The 17,609-nt window shown below is 71.9% G+C and carries 18 protein-coding genes; 16 read left to right on the forward strand and 2 right to left on the reverse strand.

All coding sequences use genetic code 11. The features are described 5' to 3' along the window. Positions 1-138 precede the first annotated feature (138 nt). The 5 genes from ACFY6U_RS40360 (at position 139) to ACFY6U_RS40380 (ending at position 4,817) form a co-directional block, all read left to right on the forward strand. On the forward strand, positions 139-1,314 hold the full coding sequence (locus ACFY6U_RS40360; RefSeq protein WP_390046780.1) for a PfkB family carbohydrate kinase: 1,176 nt from the start codon (positions 139-141) through the stop codon (positions 1,312-1,314). Further along, entirely contained in the window at positions 1,311-2,078 is a 768-nt protein-coding gene (locus ACFY6U_RS40365; RefSeq protein WP_390046464.1) for an IclR family transcriptional regulator, read from the forward strand. The genes ACFY6U_RS40360 and ACFY6U_RS40365 overlap by 4 nt, the downstream gene beginning before the upstream one ends. Beyond that, a complete protein-coding gene (locus tag ACFY6U_RS40370) occupies positions 2,075-2,485 on the forward strand; it encodes a RidA family protein (protein ID WP_351486056.1) in 411 nt (136 codons plus the stop codon). Before ACFY6U_RS40365 ends, ACFY6U_RS40370 begins: the two co-directional genes overlap by 4 nt. A 110-nt stretch (positions 2,486-2,595) precedes the next feature. Further along, a complete protein-coding gene (locus tag ACFY6U_RS40375; protein WP_390046466.1) occupies positions 2,596-4,071 on the forward strand; it encodes a GntP family permease in 1,476 nt (491 codons plus the stop codon). Between the two features lie 65 nt (positions 4,072-4,136). After that, a complete protein-coding gene (locus tag ACFY6U_RS40380) occupies positions 4,137-4,817 on the forward strand; it encodes a hypothetical protein (RefSeq protein WP_390046468.1) in 681 nt (226 codons plus the stop codon). A 69-nt stretch (positions 4,818-4,886) separates the two neighbouring features. Here ACFY6U_RS40380 and ACFY6U_RS40385 read toward each other — a convergent pair whose 3' ends face one another. Next, entirely contained in the window at positions 4,887-6,242 is a 1,356-nt protein-coding gene (locus ACFY6U_RS40385; RefSeq protein WP_390046470.1) for a M14 family metallopeptidase, read from the reverse strand. A gap of 270 nt (positions 6,243-6,512) precedes the next feature. Here ACFY6U_RS40385 and ACFY6U_RS40390 point away from each other — a divergent pair, with 270 nt between their 5' ends. The 3 genes from ACFY6U_RS40390 (at position 6,513) to ACFY6U_RS40400 (ending at position 8,518) form a co-directional block, all read left to right on the forward strand. Continuing rightward, complete coding sequence (locus tag ACFY6U_RS40390; protein WP_390046472.1) at positions 6,513-6,995, forward strand: LuxR C-terminal-related transcriptional regulator; 483 nt, start codon at positions 6,513-6,515, stop codon at positions 6,993-6,995. 15 nt (positions 6,996-7,010) lie between these two features. Further along, entirely contained in the window at positions 7,011-7,931 is a 921-nt protein-coding gene (locus ACFY6U_RS40395; RefSeq protein WP_390046474.1) for an anti-sigma factor RsbA family regulatory protein, read from the forward strand. Between the two features lie 104 nt (positions 7,932-8,035). Further along, on the forward strand, positions 8,036-8,518 hold the full coding sequence (locus ACFY6U_RS40400) for an ATP-binding protein (protein ID WP_390046476.1): 483 nt from the start codon (positions 8,036-8,038) through the stop codon (positions 8,516-8,518). A gap of 58 nt (positions 8,519-8,576) precedes the next feature. On the opposite strand, the gene ACFY6U_RS40405 is transcribed toward ACFY6U_RS40400, so the two are convergent. Beyond that, complete coding sequence (locus ACFY6U_RS40405) at positions 8,577-10,301, reverse strand: chitinase (protein ID WP_390046478.1); 1,725 nt, start codon at positions 10,299-10,301, stop codon at positions 8,577-8,579. A gap of 313 nt (positions 10,302-10,614) precedes the next feature. Between ACFY6U_RS40405 and ACFY6U_RS40410 the strand changes: the two genes are divergently transcribed. The 8 genes from ACFY6U_RS40410 to ACFY6U_RS40445 all read left to right on the forward strand — a co-directional run bounded on the left by ACFY6U_RS40410 (position 10,615) and on the right by ACFY6U_RS40445 (position 17,609). Beyond that, positions 10,615-11,442 carry a hypothetical protein gene (locus ACFY6U_RS40410; RefSeq protein WP_390046782.1) on the forward strand — a complete coding sequence of 276 codons (828 nt, stop codon included), beginning with the start codon at positions 10,615-10,617 and terminating at the stop codon, positions 11,440-11,442. Between the two features lie 85 nt (positions 11,443-11,527). Beyond that, positions 11,528-12,232, forward strand: coding sequence for a Flp pilus assembly protein CpaB (gene cpaB / locus ACFY6U_RS40415; protein WP_390046480.1), 705 nt, complete (start codon positions 11,528-11,530; stop codon positions 12,230-12,232). A gap of 12 nt (positions 12,233-12,244) precedes the next feature. Next, a complete protein-coding gene (locus tag ACFY6U_RS40420; RefSeq protein ID WP_390046482.1) occupies positions 12,245-13,510 on the forward strand; it encodes a CpaE family protein in 1,266 nt (421 codons plus the stop codon). A 209-nt stretch (positions 13,511-13,719) separates the two neighbouring features. Then, on the forward strand, positions 13,720-14,046 hold the full coding sequence (locus tag ACFY6U_RS40425; protein WP_390046484.1) for a pilus assembly protein: 327 nt from the start codon (positions 13,720-13,722) through the stop codon (positions 14,044-14,046). Position 14,047: 1 nt separating this feature from the next. After that, a complete protein-coding gene (locus ACFY6U_RS40430) occupies positions 14,048-14,401 on the forward strand; it encodes a TadE/TadG family type IV pilus assembly protein (RefSeq protein WP_390046486.1) in 354 nt (117 codons plus the stop codon). Positions 14,402-14,419: 18 nt separating this feature from the next. Continuing rightward, positions 14,420-15,757 carry a CpaF family protein gene (locus ACFY6U_RS40435; protein ID WP_390046488.1) on the forward strand — a complete coding sequence of 446 codons (1,338 nt, stop codon included), beginning with the start codon at positions 14,420-14,422 and terminating at the stop codon, positions 15,755-15,757. A gap of 7 nt (positions 15,758-15,764) precedes the next feature. Further along, positions 15,765-16,709, forward strand: a complete 945-nt coding sequence (locus ACFY6U_RS40440) for a type II secretion system F family protein (protein WP_390046490.1) — start codon at positions 15,765-15,767, stop codon at positions 16,707-16,709. 12 nt (positions 16,710-16,721) lie between these two features. Beyond that, on the forward strand, positions 16,722-17,609 hold the full coding sequence (locus ACFY6U_RS40445) for a DUF5936 domain-containing protein (RefSeq protein ID WP_390046492.1): 888 nt from the start codon (positions 16,722-16,724) through the stop codon (positions 17,607-17,609).

The following is a 17,609-nucleotide window of genomic DNA, read 5'->3' on the forward strand; positions in this document are numbered from 1 at the left end:
CTTACCGCTGTCTAACATCCACGCCAACGCCGGGTCAATGAGCCCGTAGCGACCCTTCCCCGACGACGAGGAGCCACGACCATCGTGAAGGCCACCGGCGCCGTTGACGCCGTGGACGTCGTCGCGCTCGGCGAGTCCATGGTCACGTTTCTGCCCACCCGGCCGGGGCGCCTCGCGGACGCGCCCTCCTTCGACCGCGCGATCGGCGGCGCGGAGTCCAACGTGGCCTGTGCGCTGGCCGCCGCCGGGCACGCCGTGCGCTGGGTCAGCCGGGTCGGCGCGGACGGGTTCGGCGACCACCTGCTGGAGACCGTCGCCTCGTACGGCGTGGACGTCTCCTGCGTGGGCCGGGATCCGGCGCGGCCGACGGGGGTGTACTTCCGCACGGCGGGGGACCGGGCGACGGACGCGCACGAGGTCGCGTACTACCGGGCGGGGTCGGCGGCGTCGGCGATGTCGGCGGCGACGGTGGACCCGGCGGCGGTGCGCGCCGGGCGGATCCTGCACCTGTCGGGGATCACGGCCGCGTTGTCGGAGGGCTGCCTGGGGCTGCTGCGCGAGCTGACGGCTCCCGCCGGGGAACGGCCGACGCTGGTGTCGTTCGACGTGAACTACCGGCCGGGGCTGTGGACCGAGTCCGCGGACGCGGGGGTGCTGCTCGACCTCGCCCGGCGCGCGGACCTGGTGTTCGTGGGCGAGGACGAGGCGGAGCAGGCGTGGGGGGTGACGGGAGGGCCGTCGGCTGTCCGGGAGTTGCTGCCCGAGCCGGAGGCGCTGGTGGTGAAGCAAGGGGCGAAGGGGGCGACGGCTTTCGTGTCGGCCGCGGCCCGGTGCGGGCTGGTCGCGCAGTTCCCGGCGCCCCTGAAGGGGCGCTGCAGCCAGCGCTCCTCTCCAGCCGCGGGCAGTCGTGCCGCCGGGGCGATGGGGGTCCCCCCGCTCGAGCGAAGCCGAGAGTGGGGGAGGGTGGGCGCGGGCGGCACCCTGCCGGCGCCGGTAAGCGTCCCCACCCCCACCCCCGGCACCTTCGAACCCGCCCCCGCCGTCGACGTCGTGGCAACCGTCGGCGCCGGTGACGCCTTCGCCGCCGGTTTCCTCTCCGGCATCCTGCGCGGCCTGCCGGTCGGGCAGACGCTCAGGCTCGGCCACCTGTTCGCCGCCGCCGCCCTCACCACCCCCGCCGACCTCGCCCCGCCCCCCGCCCGCGACACCACCGACCGGCTGACCGCCCTGGACGCCGGTGCGTGGGAGAGACTTCGACTCGGCCCCGGCTGGACCGAAGCCGACGCGGCCGAAGAGGAGGTACGCACCCCATGAGCCAGACCGTCGACCGAGCGCTCAGCATCCTGCCGCTGCTCGCCGAGGGCCCCGCCGACCTCGGCCAGGTCGCCGACCGCCTCGGTGTGCACAAGTCCACCGCACTGCGGCTGCTGCGCACCCTCCACGAACACGGGCTCGTCTACCGCCAGTCCGACCAGCGCTACCGCCTCGGCGCCCGCCTCTTCGCCCTCGCCCAGGAGGCGATGGAGAACCTCGACGTCCGCGAGATCGCCCACCCCCACCTGGCCCGCCTCAACACGGCCTGCGGACACACCGTGCACCTCGCCGTGTTCGAGGAGGGCGAGGTCCTCTACATCGACAAGGTCGAGAGCCGCTACCCGGTGCGCATGTACTCGCGGATCGGCAAGCCCGTCGCCATCACCGTCGCCGCCGTCGCCAAACTGCTCCTCGCCGACCTGCCCGAGCCCGAGCGGCGGGCCCTCGCCGACAAGCTCGACTACCCCATGTACACGGCCCGTTCGACGCCGAACGCGGAGGCGTTCCTCAGGGAACTGGCCAAGGTGCGCGAACAGGGCTGGGCCACCGACCTCGGCGGCCACGAGGAGTCCATCAACTGCGTCGCGGCCCCCGTCCGCGGCGCCGACGGGCGCGTCGTCGCCGCGATGTCGGTCTCCGCGCCCAACGTCGTCGTCACCGCCGACGAACTCCTCACCCTGCTCCCGCAGGTGCGCCGTACGGCGGACGCGATCAGCGGCGAGTACTCAGGCAGAACACCGATCACGGAAGCCGGCACCAGATGACCGAGAAGATCGCGCTCACCCCCACGACCCACACCACCCCGCCCGCGAAGTTCTCGCACGGCGTCCGCAAGGGCAACATCCTCCAGGTCGCCGGCCAGGTCGGCTTCCTGCCGGCCGAGGAGGGCAAGCCTCCGACCCCGGCCGGCCCCACGCTGCGCGAGCAGACCCTCCAGACCCTCGCCAACGTCAAGGCGATCCTGGAGGAGGGCGGCGCCTCCTGGGACGACGTCATGATGATCCGCGTCTATCTGACGGACGTGGACCACTTCGCCGAGATGAACGGCATCTACAACACCTACTTCGAGGAGCAGGGCCTCACCGCCCCGCCCGCCGCCCGCACGACCGTGTACGTCGGTCTGCCCGCCGGCCTCCTCATCGAGATCGACGCCCTCGCCGTCCTCGGCTGACGGGTTCCGTCAACTCCCGCACGTCCTGCACGGCATGGCACCCGCACCGGGTGCCGTGCCGCGCTCCCCCCTGCCCGAAAGCACGATGCACCTACCCAGAGGACCCCCACATGCCCTTCCCCCTAGCTGCGTCCACCCCCACCGCCCCGCCCCACACCGGAGGCCTGCTCCTCCTCCTCGACGGCACCGCCGGCCTCCTCACCGTCGCCGCCGTCGGCATCGCCCTGCTCCTCTTCCTCATCATCAAGGCGCGGCTCCAGCCCTTCGTGGCCCTCCTCGCCGTCTCCATAGCCGTCGGCCTGCTCGCCGGTCTCTCGGTCACCGAACTCTTCGGCACCGTCCAGCGCTCGGACGCCGTCTCCACCGTCGAGTCCGGCATGGGCGGCATCCTCGGCCATGTCGCGATCATCATCGGCCTCGGCACCATGCTCGGCGCGATCCTCGAAGTCAGCGGCGGTGCCGAGGTATTGGCGACGCGGCTCCTCAACCTCTTCGGGGAGCAGCGGGCCCCGCTCGCCATGGGCCTCACCGGCCTGATCTTCGGCATCCCCGTCTTCTTCGACGTCGGCATCTTCGTCCTGGCCCCCCTCGTCTACGCGGCGGCCAAGCGCGGCGGCAAGTCGATCCTCCTGTACTGCCTCCCCCTCCTCGCCGGCCTCTCCATGACCCACGCCTTCCTGCCGCCGCACCCCGGCCCGGTGGCCGCCGCCGCGCTGCTGCACGTCCAGCTCGGCTGGGTCATCCTCATGGGCGTGGTCTGCGGCATCCCGGCGGTGCTGGCCGCATGGGCGTACTCGGCGTGGATCGGCAGGCGGATCTTCGTCGCCGTACCGCAGGACATGGTCGAGGCGGCCGAGGAGGCCAGGCAGGCGGTGGTGGCGGAGCAGCGGGCGGCCGGAGTGGAGCCCCAGGAGAAGCCGGTTCCGCTGGGCACGGTTCTCGCCATCATCGGTACGCCGCTCGTCCTCATCCTCGCCGCGACCTTCTCCTCCATCGCCCTGGACCCCTCCACCGGCCGCTCGGTGCTGGAGTTCTTCGGCACGCCGATGGTCGCCCTCACCATCGCCCTGGTCCTCGCCTACTACCTGCTCGGCATCCGGCGCGGCTGGTCCCGCAAGTCCCTGGAGACCGTGTCGACCGCGTCCCTCAAGCCGGTCGGCAACATCCTGCTGGTGGTCGGCGCGGGCGGGATCTTCGGCGCCGTACTGAAGGCGAGCGGCGTCGCCCAGGCCCTCTCCGACACCTTCAACGGCGTCGGCCTCCCGGTGATCGTTCTGTCGTACCTGATCTCGGTGGTCCTGCGGGTCGCCCAGGGTTCGGCGACGGTGGCGATCGTGACGACAGCCGGCATCGTCGCCCCGCTCCTCACCGAGGGCCACCATTCCCAGGCCTTCGTCGCCCTCGTGATCATGGCCATCTCGGCCGGCTCCATCTTCGCCTCGCACGTCAACGACGGCGGATTCTGGATGGTCGCCAAGTATTTCGGCATCAGTGAGCGGGACACCCTGAAGACCTGGACCGTGCTGGAGACGGTGCTGTCGGTGGTGGGGTTCGCGGTGGCGGGCGTGCTCAGCGTCTTCGTGTAGGCGTCTGATAACGAAGTCCGGGGCTGGCTGTGTCCGGCACAGGTTCTTGGACCATACTGCCCGCTGTGGAGCAGCGCATAGGAGCCAACAGCCAGCCCCTGGAGGGCGCCGGATTCGACCCGGCCTTCATCCCCGGGCTCACCTCACCCGCGTCCGTCGAGCCCGCGGACGCGAAGCCCGCGGACGCGAAGGCCGAGGATGCCCGGCCGGAGGAACCCGCGGAGGCGGAGGCGGCGGAACCCGCGGCCGCGGCCGCGGCCGATGCCGAGGTGACGGCGGACGAGTCCGCCGCGGACGCCGCCGCGGACGCGGACGACGCGGAGACCTCCGAGGGCCCCTCCTTCGAGGCCGCCGACCGGCGTGCCCGGATAGTGGCCGACCACCAGGGCGTGCGCCTCAGCCTCGACGAGGAGAACTGCGAGTTCCGCTGGGACGAGATCGGTGCGATCGAGACCGAGGCGCCGCGCTTCGGCAAGCGGTTCACGATCACCGTCCACACGCCGGAGCGCCGCTGGTACCCCATCGAGATCGAGGCGACGTCCCGCTCCCGCTTCAAGGAGTGGGAGGAGCAGCTGGACGCGGTCCTCGACGCGTACTTCGACGACGGTACGGAAGACGAAGACGCCCCCGAGGCGGAAGCGGGGGCGGAGGCCGAGACGGAGGCCGAGGACAAGGCCGCCGACGAGACCGTGAGCGAGACCGAGGACAAGGCCGAGGCCGAGGACAAGGCACTCGGCCAGGAGTAGTCCCCTTCGTACCCGATCGAACCGCTCCGGCCCCGGCGGCTGCCCCACGGCCGGAGCGGCTCCGGCCGGCTAGGTGCAGTACTGCGATTCCTTCCCGATCGACCGGTACATACAGTCCGCGTTCTCCAGCAGTTGGAACACCGCGTCCCGGTTCCGGGAGGTCTCCCGCTCGATCACCTCGTCGGGCGGGTAGAAGCCGCCCCCGGAGCTGGACGTCGGGTACATCTCGAAGGTGTAGTCGAAGATCTTCTGGGTGCCCCACAGATAGTCGTCGATCGAGCCGTCGGTGATGTACAGGTCGCTCGACTGTTCCGGCGTGTAGCCGTTGCTCGCCGCCATCTTCTGCCCGACCGCCTTGAACGCGGCCGCGTCGTCCGCGGTCATCCCGGTGGCGGTGTCGGCCGTCGTGTAGCCGAACGGCCACAGCACCAGCTCGCTGTACGTGTGGAAGTCGATCCCCGCCTTGATCTGCTGCTTGCCGCCGACCACCCGGCTGCGCACGAAGTCGGCGACCACCTTGACCTCGGGTGCCGACTCCGCGGACGCACCGCGGTACGTCTCGGACGACGTCGAGCCCGACGAACCGCCGCAGCACCCCCACTTGTAGTTCCAGTTCCGGTTCAGGTCCGTACCGACGTACGAGGAACCGGAGTTGGGCTGCCGGTTCTTGCGCCACGACCGGTACGAGCCGGTGGCGATGTCGTACTCGCCGCCGTCGGGGTTGAGGTCGGGGACGATCCAGATCTCCCGGCTGTTGACGATGTTCGTGACCCGGGAGTCCGATCCGTATCCGGCGCCCAGCTCCCGCAGCAGGTACAGCGCCATCTCCACCGTGAGGTGCTCGCGCGCGTGCTGGTGGAAGGTGAGCAGGACCTCGGGTTCGTTCTCGTCCGTCGCCACGTTGTCGCTGACCTTGATCGCGACGATGTCCCGGCCCTGGTACGACTTGCCGATCACCTGCTTGCTCATGATCGAGGGGTAGGCGGCGAGCCGCTGGTCGATCTCGGCGTTCGCCTCGGCGTAGTTGTGGTACTTCGCGTCGGCCGTCGGGAAGTCGAACAGGCGCAGCCGGTCGGCGGCCGAGGACCGGTCCGGGGCCGCGCCGAGGGGCGTGACGTCGTAGCCGAGGCGCTTCAGTGCGGCGATCTGCGCGGCCCGTCCGGAGACGACCACCGTCTCCTCGTCCGCCTCGTCCACGGTGACGCCGGTCCGCTGGATCGCCGCGCGGGTCACGGGGGTGGTGCTCTGGCGGATCTCGTACTGCCGGACGCCGTCGGCCGAGGGGGCGGCCGGGCGGGCGCTGTCGGCGGTCGCGTGGGTCACCGTCGCCGACACGGGGGCCGCGAGGGCGAGGGCCAGCAGGGCGCCCAGCGTGGCGGTCCGTCTGCCGCCGCGGGCACCGGAGGCGCGTATGCGAAGTCGCATGAAGTCTCCTGGGGGAGGTGGGGGTGGTTCAGTGCGACGTACCTACGTATCTGTGCAATGGCTGTGCGGGTGCCGCTCATCGTCCAGGTAATGGCATGGACAGGTCAAGACGGTAAAATCGGCCGCGCGAACCGGCCGCGCAGTGTACGCGCGTACCCGCCGCCGCAAGCGGCCCCCGCCGAAGTGCACCCGCCCGCGTGACGGCCGTGTGCGTTCTCCCGGTCCGCCGGGAGAACGTGGTCGGACGGTCTGGAGGAGGGCTGGCTGATCATGGGCGGATCGGCGCCGCGCGGGGGCTGCCAGCTGCCGGTCGAGACGACCGGCTTCGTCGACCGGAGAGACGAACAGGCCGCGGGCCGTGAGCTGTTGGCAGAGGCCCGCCTCGTCACGTTCACCGGCCCCGGCGGGGTCGGCAAGACCCGGCTCGCCGCCCATGTCGCGGCCCGCGTCGAACGCGCCTTCCCCGACGGCGTCCGCTACGTCGCCCTCGCCGGCCTGCGCGACCCGGCACTCGTCCCGTTGGCCGCCGCCGACGCCCTCGGCCTGCACGACCACTCCGAACGGCCGCCCCTGGACACGCTGGTGGAGCGGCTCCGCGACCGCCGCCTGCTCCTCGTCGTCGACAACCAGCAGATCGCCGACCGGCTGGTCATCGCCCGCCGCACCGCCGAGGGCCATGTGGAACGCATCCTCGGCAAGCTCGGCTTCAGCAACCGCAGCCAGATCGCCGCCTGGGTGACCGCCCGGCGCTGACGCACAGGAGACCCGATGAGTACCAGTACGGGTGCGCGCCCCGCCGCCGCCCACGGGCAGTTCGACCACCGGATGGCCGTGTTCGGCTCGGACGACGGCTTCGTCGCCGCCGCCCTGTCCTTCCTGGCCGAGGGCCTCGCCGCCCCCGACGAGCCCCCGCCCGTCGCCATCGCCGCCCCCGGTCTGCTGGCCGCCCTGCGCGACGCGCTCGGCGGCGACGCCCGGGGCGTCGGCTTCATCGACCACACCGACTGGTACACCGGCACGGCCGCCAACGCCGTGGCCCAGGGCGCCGGTTACCTCGCGGCGAACGCCGGGCCCGGCGGCCGGGTCCACCTCCTCATGGAGCCCGACTGGGCGGGGCGCGCGGGCCGTTCGGCGCGGGAGAGCACCGAGTGGATCCGCTACGAGTCCCTCGCCAACCTCCTGTTCGCCCCCTTCGCCACCACCGTCCTGTGCGCGTACGACACCCGCACGGCGGGCCCGGCCGTCGTCGACGCGGCCCGCCGGGCCCACCCGGGTACGGGGGTGTACGAGCAGCCGCCGGTCCTGGTGCGCGAGCTGGACGCCGTACCGCTGCCCCCGCCGCCGCAGTCCGCGGCCCGGCTGCCCGCGCCGGAGGCGGTCCGGTCCTGGGCGGCCGGGCGCGGGCTCCCGGCCGTGGACGCCGGTCTGTTCGGCCGGGCCGTCGGGGCGGCGGCGGCCGCGCACGGGCCGGTGGTCGAGATCCTCGCCTGGGGCGAGTCCCCGGCCTGCGTCTGCGAGCTGCGGCTGTGCCGGGCGGTGGCGGACCCGCTGGCCGGCTTCGTGCCGCCGCCCGGCCCGGAACCGGAGCCGGGGCAGGGGCTGTGGTTCACGCGCCAGGTGTGCGCGTACGTCGATGTCCGGGACGGGGAGCCGGGGGACGGGGCGAAGATCCGCGTCCAGTACGCGTGAGCGGGATGCCGTACGCGCGTACCCCCGCGGCGGCCCGTACGCGGGTAGGGGATCAGGTATTCCTCCCCGTGTGCGGGGAGACGGGCCCGGGCAGGCTGGGAGGCATGCTGCTGCCTGCCGGGAGCCGGTTCCCGGATCCCGACCCTCTGTACGCCGCGTACCCGCAGCCGCCGACCCGGGCCGGTCACCTGAGCGTCGAGTACGAACCCCGGCCCACGGCGGCCGGCGAGGCGCGCGCGGCGGTGCGGCGGCAGCTGGAGGAATGGGGACTCGCGGAGCAGGACGAGGTGGCCTACGTGTGCGAGCTGCTGGTCGGGGAGCTGGCCGCGAACGCCTTGTGTCATGCGGCGACGCGGTTCCGGCTCACCCTGGCGGCCTCGCACGGGGTGCTGCGCTGCGAGGTCGCCGACGAGGACCGCCGCCCGCCACGGGTGCTGGAGGCCGGCCTCGCGGAGGGCGGCAGAGGGATGTACCTGGTGGATGCGCTTGCCCGGCGCTGGGGCTGCCACCAGGACGGGCCGGGCAAGACCGTGTGGTTCGAGCTCGGTACCTGCGGGTGCGACGGCTGCGGTCGGCGACAGCCGTAGCGCCCCACAGCCCGGACTCCGGCGGCCTGCCCAGCCGCCGGAGTCGACCCACCCGGTGTTACGGCAGTGCGTGCACGTGGGCGCCCACCGAGGACGACCACGCGTTCCCGGCGGCCGCGTCCCAGTTCGTCGACCAGGTCATCGCACCCCGCAGGTCGGGGTAGGCCGTCGACGGTTTGAAGGAGCCGCAGTTGGTGAGCTTGGTCAGGCAGTCGAGAGCGTTGTTGACGACGGTGGGCGACACGTAGCCGCTGCCCGCCGCGCTGGTCGACGCCGGCAGGCCGAGGCCCACCTGGGACGGCGACAGACCGCCCTGGAGCTGGATGCAGGCGAGCGCGGTCAGGAAGTCCACCGAGCCCTGGCTGTACACCTTGCCGTCGCAGCCCAGCATCGAACCGCTGTTGTAGTACTGCATGTTGACGACCGTGAGGATGTCCTTGACGTTCAGGGCCGTCTGGAAGTACCCGTTGGACGTCGACTGCATGTCGATCGTCTGCGGGGCCATCGTGATGATCAGGGAGGAGCCCGCCTTCGACGACAGCGAGCGCAGCGCCTGGCTCATGTAGGTGGCGTTGATGCCGTTCTCCAGGTCGATGTCGACGCCGTCGAAGCCGTACGTCTGCATCAGCGAATAGACGGAGTTGGCGAAGTTCGTCGCGGACGCCGAGTCGCTCACCGAGATCGTGCCGTTCTGGCCGCCGATCGAGATGATGACCTTCTTGCCGGCCGCCTGCTTGGCCTTGATGTCGGCCTTGAACTGGTCGACCGTGTACCCGCCGAGCCCGGCGGAGTCGAGGGTGAAGCTCACCGCGCCCGGTGTGCTGGTCGCGTCCGCGAAGGCGACGGCGATGATGTCGTACGAGGACGGCACGTCCGAGATCTTCTGGACGGTGGCGCCGTTGTTGAAGTTCTGCCAGTAGCCCGTCACCGCGTGCTTGGGCAGCGAACCGCCGCCCCCCGTGCCGGTCGCGGTGGTCGTCGCCGTCACCGCCGACGACTTCGCCGACTCACCGGCCGAGTTGGTCGCGGTGACCTGGAAGGAGTACGACGTCGAGGCCGCGAGCCCGGTGATCGTCGCCGACGCGCCGGTGACCGCCGAGACCTTGGTGCCGTTCTGGTAGACGTTGTAGCCGGTCGCGCCCGACACCGCGCCCCAGGACAGCGACGCGGAGGACGACGTCGTACCGGAGACCGCGAGGCCGGCCGGGGTCGCCGGGACGGTCGGGGCCGGGTCGGAGCCGCCCCCGCCGTCGGGGCCGTAGACCGAGACGTCGTCGGCGTAGTAGGCGGGCTGGCCGTACCAGCCGTGCGTCCAGACCGTCACCGAGGTGGTCGAGGCGCCGGTGGTGAAGGTCGTCGACAGCTGCGTCCAGGACGTGTTCGGGGTCCAGGTCGACACGTCCGTGGTGCCGGTGCCGGTCACACCGAGGTAGGTGTAGGAGCCCTGCACCCAGGCGCTCAGTGTGTAGGTCGAGTTGGCCTTCACCGCCACCGTCTGGCTGCACTGGGCGTAGTCCTGCCCGGCCGGGGTCGCCTTCAGCGCGGCGGCGCCGGAGTGCACGGGGGAGGAGACCGTCGTCCCGCTGCCCGCGGAGCAGGTCCAGTTGGCGAGGCCCGACTCGAAGCCGGGGTTCTTCGCGTTGTTGACGTCGGCGGCGGAGGCCGGCGCGGAGGCCAGGCCCGCCATCGCGAGTGCCGTGGCGAGGGTGGCCACGGCCGACCAGGTGCGGATGCGTCGCTGTCCGGCATGCCGGGACACGAGCCGGGGGATGAGTCTGGGCATGACAAACAAGGTGGTCCAGACCAATTCACGTGTCAATAGGTCCAGACCAAATTCAAAGGTCCGCGGAAGCCCCGCAGGGCTGAACGAGCCCCGGTCATATGCACAACCTGTCCCGTTTTGGCGTCACTTGTGTGGTCACGGATCCCAGACAGCTGCACAAACGCTGTTCTCCGGTCACAGGCGCGTGGTTACAGTGCTGAGGAAGTCACGCAATGAAGTCGTCCCGGCTCATTGGAGTAACACCGGTGGGCCGCCGGGTGTGAAGAGCGGGGAGCTGCGCGTGCCAACTGCCATTGCCGTGACCAGTGCCGACATGGCGCTGCCCGTCCAGGACGAGCGGACCATGCCCGCGGTCGTCCTCCGGGACCTCGACCAGCGGCCCCTCGACCACACCCTCGCCGAGTTCGTGGCCCTCATCGAGCAGTACGGACACGTGGTCGTCGTCTACTCGGACGCCGTGCCGGAGGCCGTGGTCCGGCGCCTGCACACCCTCCGCTCCCTCCTGGAGAGCGACCGGATCGCGCTGTTCCGCCCCGACCTGCCGCCGCTCGGCATCGCCGTCCTGGCCCGGCAGTTGCGGCAGCTGGCCTCCTGCGACCTCAGCCCCGGCGTGCTCGCGTCGGCCGGCCGGCTGCTCACCCACTACATCCACTCCGGCGCCGTCCTCGGCTCCGTCGCCAAGCTGGACCGCGTCCCGGTCGGGCTCAGGGCGCACGCCAAGTCCTGGATGCCCGGCGCCCAGTTCGGGGTCGTCGCCCACCCCGAGCCGCAACTGGTCCGGATCGCCCCGGATGCCGTGCTGAACGGCCCCGAGTTCAGCACCTGGATGCTGGTCGCCAAGGGGCAGCTGCAGTCCGACTGGATCGGCGGCCTCGCCAAGGCCTGGGGCGCGCACGGCCTGCGCGAGACCCCGCTGCCCGCCGAGTCGTCCGTGTGGTGGGGCACCGGCCGGATGATCGAGTTCACCAGCTACCTCGCCGACCTGTCGGTCCTCTACCAACTGGTCACCTCGGTACGGCAGACCAGCTGCCACTGGTGCGGCATCGACGTCATCGGCGACCGCTGCGTCTTCTGCTCCGCCACCCCGCCCGACTACGACCCGCCGGCGCCCCGCGCGCTGGAACAGCGCACGCCCGCCTGACACCGCGGGCCGGCCCGCACCACCCACCGCTCGGCTCCCTCGCTTCCCCCACTTCCCCCGCTTCCCCGATGAGGTCGCACGGTCCATGAACTCCCGTCAGCGCCGCGGCGTGATACTCCTGATCCTGTCGGTGATCTGCGCGCTCGCCGCGTTCGCCGGCGTGCTCTCGGTCATCGACAACGCGAAGTCCGAGGTCGGCCCCAAGGTCACCGCGTACGAACTCCGGTCCGACGTCACGCCGTACACCACGCTGAGCCCGAACCAGTTCAAGAAGATCTCGCTGCCCAAGCGGTGGCTGTCCGCCAACGCGGTCACCAGCCTCAGCCAGATCCAGAACAAGATCGCGGTCACCACGCTGAAGAAGGGCTCGCTGCTCCAGACCGACATGATCGTCGACCAGCCCGAGCTGAAGCCGGGCGAGCAGGAGGTCGCCATCATGATCGACGCGGCCACCGGGGTGGCCGGCAAGATCACCCCGGGCTCCCGGGTCAACGTCTACGCCACCTTCGAGGGCAAGCAGCAGAGCGACCCCGACGAGTCGAAGATCATCGTGACCGACGCCCGGGTCCTGGACGTCGGAGCCCAGCTCAGCTACGTGGACCCGGACAACAGGAACCAGCAGCCCACCGACGCCGTCCCCATCACCTTCGCGCTGTCCACGCTCGACGCCCAGCGCCTCACCTACGCGGAGTCCTTCGCCCAGCGGGTCCGGCTCGCCCTGGTCGCGCCCGGTACGACGACCACCGTGCCGGACAAGGACCGCACCTACGAACTCGCGACGGACAAGTGAGAGGCGCCCTCCATGCCCATCAGGATCCTCCCCGCCGTCGGTGACGCGGACGCCGTCCGCTCCCTGGTATCCCTGCTCAGCCAGCTCCCGGACGCCGAACCGCTGCCCCCTGTCGTCGACTCCACCGGGCTGGTCGACACCCTCGCCCGGTCCGCCGCGGAGTCCGTCGACGAACTTCCCGAGGTCGTCGTCGTCCACGAACGCATCGGCCCCGTCCCGGCCCTCGAACTGATCCGCGAGGTCGCCCTGCGCTTCCCCGCCGTGGGCGTCGTCCTGGTCACCACCGACACCAGCCCCGGCCTGTTCGCCGCCGCCATGGACTCCGGCGCCCGCGGCCTGGTCGGCCTCCCGCTGAGCTACGAGGAGCTGGCCGGCCGCGTCCAGGCCGTCGCCCAGTGGTCCACGGGCGTACGACGCCATCTCGGCCACGGCGCCGACGTCTTCGCCGGCGTCGGCGGCACCGTCGTCACCGTCAGCGGCGCGAAGGGCGGCACCGGCGCGACCCTCGTCGCGGTCCAGATCGCCCTCGCCGCGCAGGCCTCCGGCCACTCCACCGCCCTCGTCGACCTCGACCTCCAGACCGGCGACGTCGCCTCCTACCTGGACGTCCAGTTCCGCCGCTCGGTCGCCGACCTCGCCGCGGTCGACGACATCTCCCCGCGGGTCATGGCCGAGGCCGTCTTCCGCCACGACTCCGGGCTGGCCCTGCTGCTGGCTCCGGCCGAGGGCGAACGCGGCGAGGAGGTCACCGACCGCGCCGCCCGCCAGATCCTCAGCGCCCTGCGCTCCCGCTACGAGGTGGTGATCGTCGACTGCGGCGCGCAGCTCGGCGGGGCGGGTGCGGCGGCCGTGGAGACCGCCGACCTGGCGCTCCTGGTGACCACGCCGGACGTGGTCGCCGTCCGGGCGGCCAAGCGGACGGTACGGATGTGGGACCGGCTGCAGATCCGCAAGGCCGAGGAGACGACGGTGGTGGTCAACCGGTACACGCGCGGTACGGAGATCCAGCCGGCGCTGATCGGCCGCATCACCGGGACGGCCATGGCGGGGACGCCGATTCCCGCCAATTTCAAGGAGCTGCAGGGCGCGGTGGACGCGGGGCGGATGCACGAGCTGGACTCACGGAGCACGGTGAAGCAGGCGCTGTGGGGGCTGGCCGGGGAGCTGGGCCTGGTGCGGACGGGGGAGGGGGCGCCGCCGCCACGCCGGTCCGGGGGACGCGCGCGGGGCGGGGAGCGGGCGGCGGTGGGGTTCCGGCGCCGGAGGGAACTTCCATGAGGGGCCGCCGGTCGGGGGCGGGGGTGGCGGGCCGTCGGTCGGGTGCGGGTGCGTGGGGGCGGGCCGCGCAGTTCCCCGCGCCCCTGAAGGGGCGTTCACGGTGGCGCCCTGCTTTTAGGGGCGCGGGGAGCTGCGCGAACGACCCCCACCGGGTCGCACCCGACCGACGACCTGGCGACCACGGCCAGGTCTCCATAGAGCTCCTCGGCATGACCCCGGTCATCATCCTCACCCTGGTGCTCATGTGGCAGGCCGTCCTCGTGGGATACGCCTTCACGCTCGCGGGGAACGCTGCCGACGAGGGCGTACGGGCGGGCACGGCCGTCCCCCGGGGGGAACGCTCCGGCGTCTGCGAGCGCGCCGCGCTGGAGGACCTCTCCGACGCCTGGCGGGAGGGGGCCACGGTGAAGTGCGGCGGCACCGGCACGGTGACCGCGGACGTCTCCCTGCGCGTCCCGGTCCTCTTCCCCGGCTCGATCGACTTCCCCGTCACCGTCCACGGCCACGCCGGCACCGTGGAGGAGGTGAAGAACTGAGATGCGCCCCCGTCTTCCCCGTCGCCGGCACCGCGACCGCGGCCAGGTCGCCGTCGAGTACCTCGGCTTCCTCCCGATCCTCCTGATCGTCGGCCTGGCCGGCATCCAGCTCGGCGCCGTCGCCTACGCCGCCGAGCAGGCCGGGACGGCGGCGCGGGCGGGGGCACGCGCCGCCTCGCTGCGGCAGGACGTCGGCGCCGCCTGCTCGTCCGCGGTCAGCAGCGGGATCGACGTGAGCTGCGCGACCTCCGGCGGCGGCGACTCGGTCACCGTCACCGCCACGGTCCACATCCCGAAGATCGTCTGGGACCTGGGCAACGCCACCAAGTCCGCCACGATGCCCGTCGACCACTGAACGAGGAGCACGGCAACCATGAGCTTGCGGGCACGCATCAACTCCCCCGAGGAGCACGGCAGCCGGGGCGAGGACGGCCACCTGGTCTCCTCGTACCGGGCCAAGCTCCTGGAGGAGATCGACCTCGCGGAGATGAGCGCGCTGGCCGCCGCCGAGCGCCGGGCCCGCCTCGAACGCGTCCTCGGCCACATCATCAGCCGCGAGGGCCCGGTCCTGTCGACCGTCGAACGCTCCCAGCTGATCCGCCGCGTCGTCGACGAGGCCCTCGGCCTCGGCATCCTGGAACCGCTCCTCGAGGACGCGTCGATCACGGAGATCATGGTGAACGGCCCCGACGCGATCTTCGTCGAACGCGGCGGCCGCGTGGAGCAGTTGCCGCTCCGCTTCGTCTCGGCCGACCAGCTGATGCAGACCATCGAACGCATCGTCTCCACGGTCAACCGCCGCGTCGACGAGTCGAACCCGATGGTCGACGCCCGCCTCCCCTCCGGCGAACGCGTCAACGTCATCATCCCGCCGCTCTCCCTGACCGGCCCCACCCTCACCATCCGCCGCTTCCCCCGCTCCTTCACCCTCCAGGAGCTGATCGGCTTCGGCTCGCTCGACGAGCACATGGTGTTCCTGCTGGCGGGCCTGGTGCAGGCGAAGTTCAACATCATCGTCTCCGGCGCCACCGGCACCGGCAAGACCACCCTCCTGAACGCGCTCTCCGGCCTCATCCCCGCCCACGAGCGCATCATCACCATCGAGGACTCCGCCGAACTCCAGCTCCAGCAGACCCACGTGGTCCGCCTGGAGTCCCGCCCGGCGAACGTCGAGGGCAAGGGCGAGGTCACCATCCGCGACCTGGTCCGCAACTCCCTGCGGATGCGCCCCGACCGGATCGTGGTCGGTGAGGTCCGCGGCGGCGAGTCCCTGGACATGCTCCAGGCGATGTCCACGGGCCACGACGGCTCGCTGGCCACCGTCCACGCCAACAGCGCGGAGGACGCGCTGACCCGGCTCCAGACCCTGGCCTCCATGTCGGACGTCGAGGTCCCCTTCGTCGCCCTGCACGACCAGATCAACAGCGCGGTCGAGGTCATCGTCCAGCTGACCCGGTTCGCGGACGGCGCCCGCCGGATCACCGAGATCGCGATGCTGGACAGCCACGGCAGCGAGCCGTACCGGCTGGCGACGGTCGCCCGCTTCGACGCCCGGCCGATGACCCACGACGGCCATGTCCACGGCGCCTTCCAGTACTTCCCGCTGCCGCGCCGCACCGCCGACCGCCTCTACATGGCGAGCCAGCCGATCCCGCAGGCCTTCGGCGTGGCCCAGCACTTCGACCAGCTCACCACCCGAGAAGCCCGGTAGGCGGCCCATGTCCCTCCACGACCTCGTCTCCCTCACCACCGGCGTCACCCTGCTGGCCTGTCTCCTGGCCGTGGTGGGCCTGCACACCTACGCCTCCGGCCGGGCCCAGCGCGCCGCCCTGGTGGACCGTCTCTCCTACACCGGCCAGGCCCCGCTCAGCGGGCGCCGGCGCCGGTTCCGCAACCTGGACCGCCGCCTGCGCGGCACCTCGGTCGGCCGCCGCCTGGAACTCCGGCTGGCGGCCACGGGCCTGGACGTGACGCCCGGCGAGTTCCTCGTCTACATGCTCGCCGCCGTCGTGGCCCTCTGGCTCATCGGCCAGGCCGCCCTCGCCCCCTTCTTCGGCCCCATCGCCGGCCTGCTCGGCGTCTTCGCCGCCGTCCAGTTCCTCAACTGGCAACGGCAGAAACGCATCGAGCGGTTCATCGGCCAACTCCCCGAACTGGCCCGCATCCTGGCCAACGCCACCCACGCCGGCCTCGCCCTGCGCACCGCGATCGGCATGGCGGCGGAGGAGCTGGAAGCCCCGGCGGGCGAGGAACTGGCCAAGGTCGCCGACCAGTTGGCGATCGGCCACTCCATGGACGACGCGCTCGGCGAGCTGGCCGCCCGGCTCCCGTCCCGCGAACTGGTCGTCCTCGTCACCACGCTCGTCCTCGCCAACCGGGCCGGCGGCCAGGTCGTCTCCGCCCTGCGCAACCTCACCGAGACCCTGGAGGAGCGCAAGGAGACCCGCCGGGAGATCCGCACCCAGCTCTCCCAGGTGACGATGACGTCGTACGCGGTGCCGGTCCTCGGCGTCGGCGCCCTGTTCCTGATGAACGGGGTCAAGAGCGGCACGCTCGACCGCATGACCGGCTCCACACTCGGCCAGGCGGCGGTGCTCATCGCCTTCGGCCTGTACGTCGTCGGCTTCGTCCTGATCCGGCGGCTGAGCCGGATCGACGTGTAGGTGGTATGTGACATGGCACTCCTCCTGGCCCTCCTCATGGCACTCGCCGTCTACGGCGTCTTCGCGGGCGTCCGCCTGTACCGCGCGGACGCGAAACTCCCCTCCGACCTGGCCGTCGCGCTGGAGGTGGGCGCCACCCGCACCGGCGCCGCCAACTCCCTCATCGACCGCATGGGCATGCGGTACGCGCCCGCCGTGCTGCGCCTGATGGGCCCGCGCCAGGTGGCCAGGTACCGCCGCAAGATCGACCTGGCCGGCAACCCCGGCGGCCTGACCATCGACCGCTACGCGGCCCGCCGCGCCGTCTACGGCGCCCTGGGCGGCACCGGCTTCCTGGTCTTCCTGCTGCGCGGCCAGTGGCTGGTCGCCGTCCTGCTCCTCCTCTTCGGCGCGTTCTGGACCGAGGTCGGCATCTGGTCGGCGATCCGCATCCGCAAGGACGTCATCGAACGCACCCTCCCGGACTTCCTCGACGTCCTCGCGGTGGTGGTCGGCGCCGGCCTCGGCTTCCGCCAGGCCCTGGACCGGGTGGCCACGCACTACGAGGGCCCCTGGGCCGACGAACTCCGCATCACCCTCCGCCAGATGGACCTCGGCATGAGCCGCCGGCAGGCCTTCGCGGAACTCCGCCGCCGCAACGACTCCGAGCAGGTGGCGATGTTCGTGACGGCACTCCAGCAGGGCGAGGAACTGGGCGCGCCGATCGTCGACACGCTGGTCGCACTGGCCAAGGACATGCGCCGCACCGACGCCCAGAACGCCCGCCGCAAAGCGGCCCGGGCGGTACCGAGGGCCACGCTGATGATCACGACCTTCATGGTCCCGGCGACGATGCTGCTGCTGGCCGCGGGCCTGCTGCTCGGCTCCGGGGTCGACTTCGGGTCGGTCACGGGGAAGTAG

It is taken from the genome of Streptomyces sp. NPDC013157, from assembly GCF_042899865.1.
Taxonomy (GTDB): domain Bacteria; phylum Actinomycetota; class Actinomycetes; order Streptomycetales; family Streptomycetaceae; genus Streptomyces.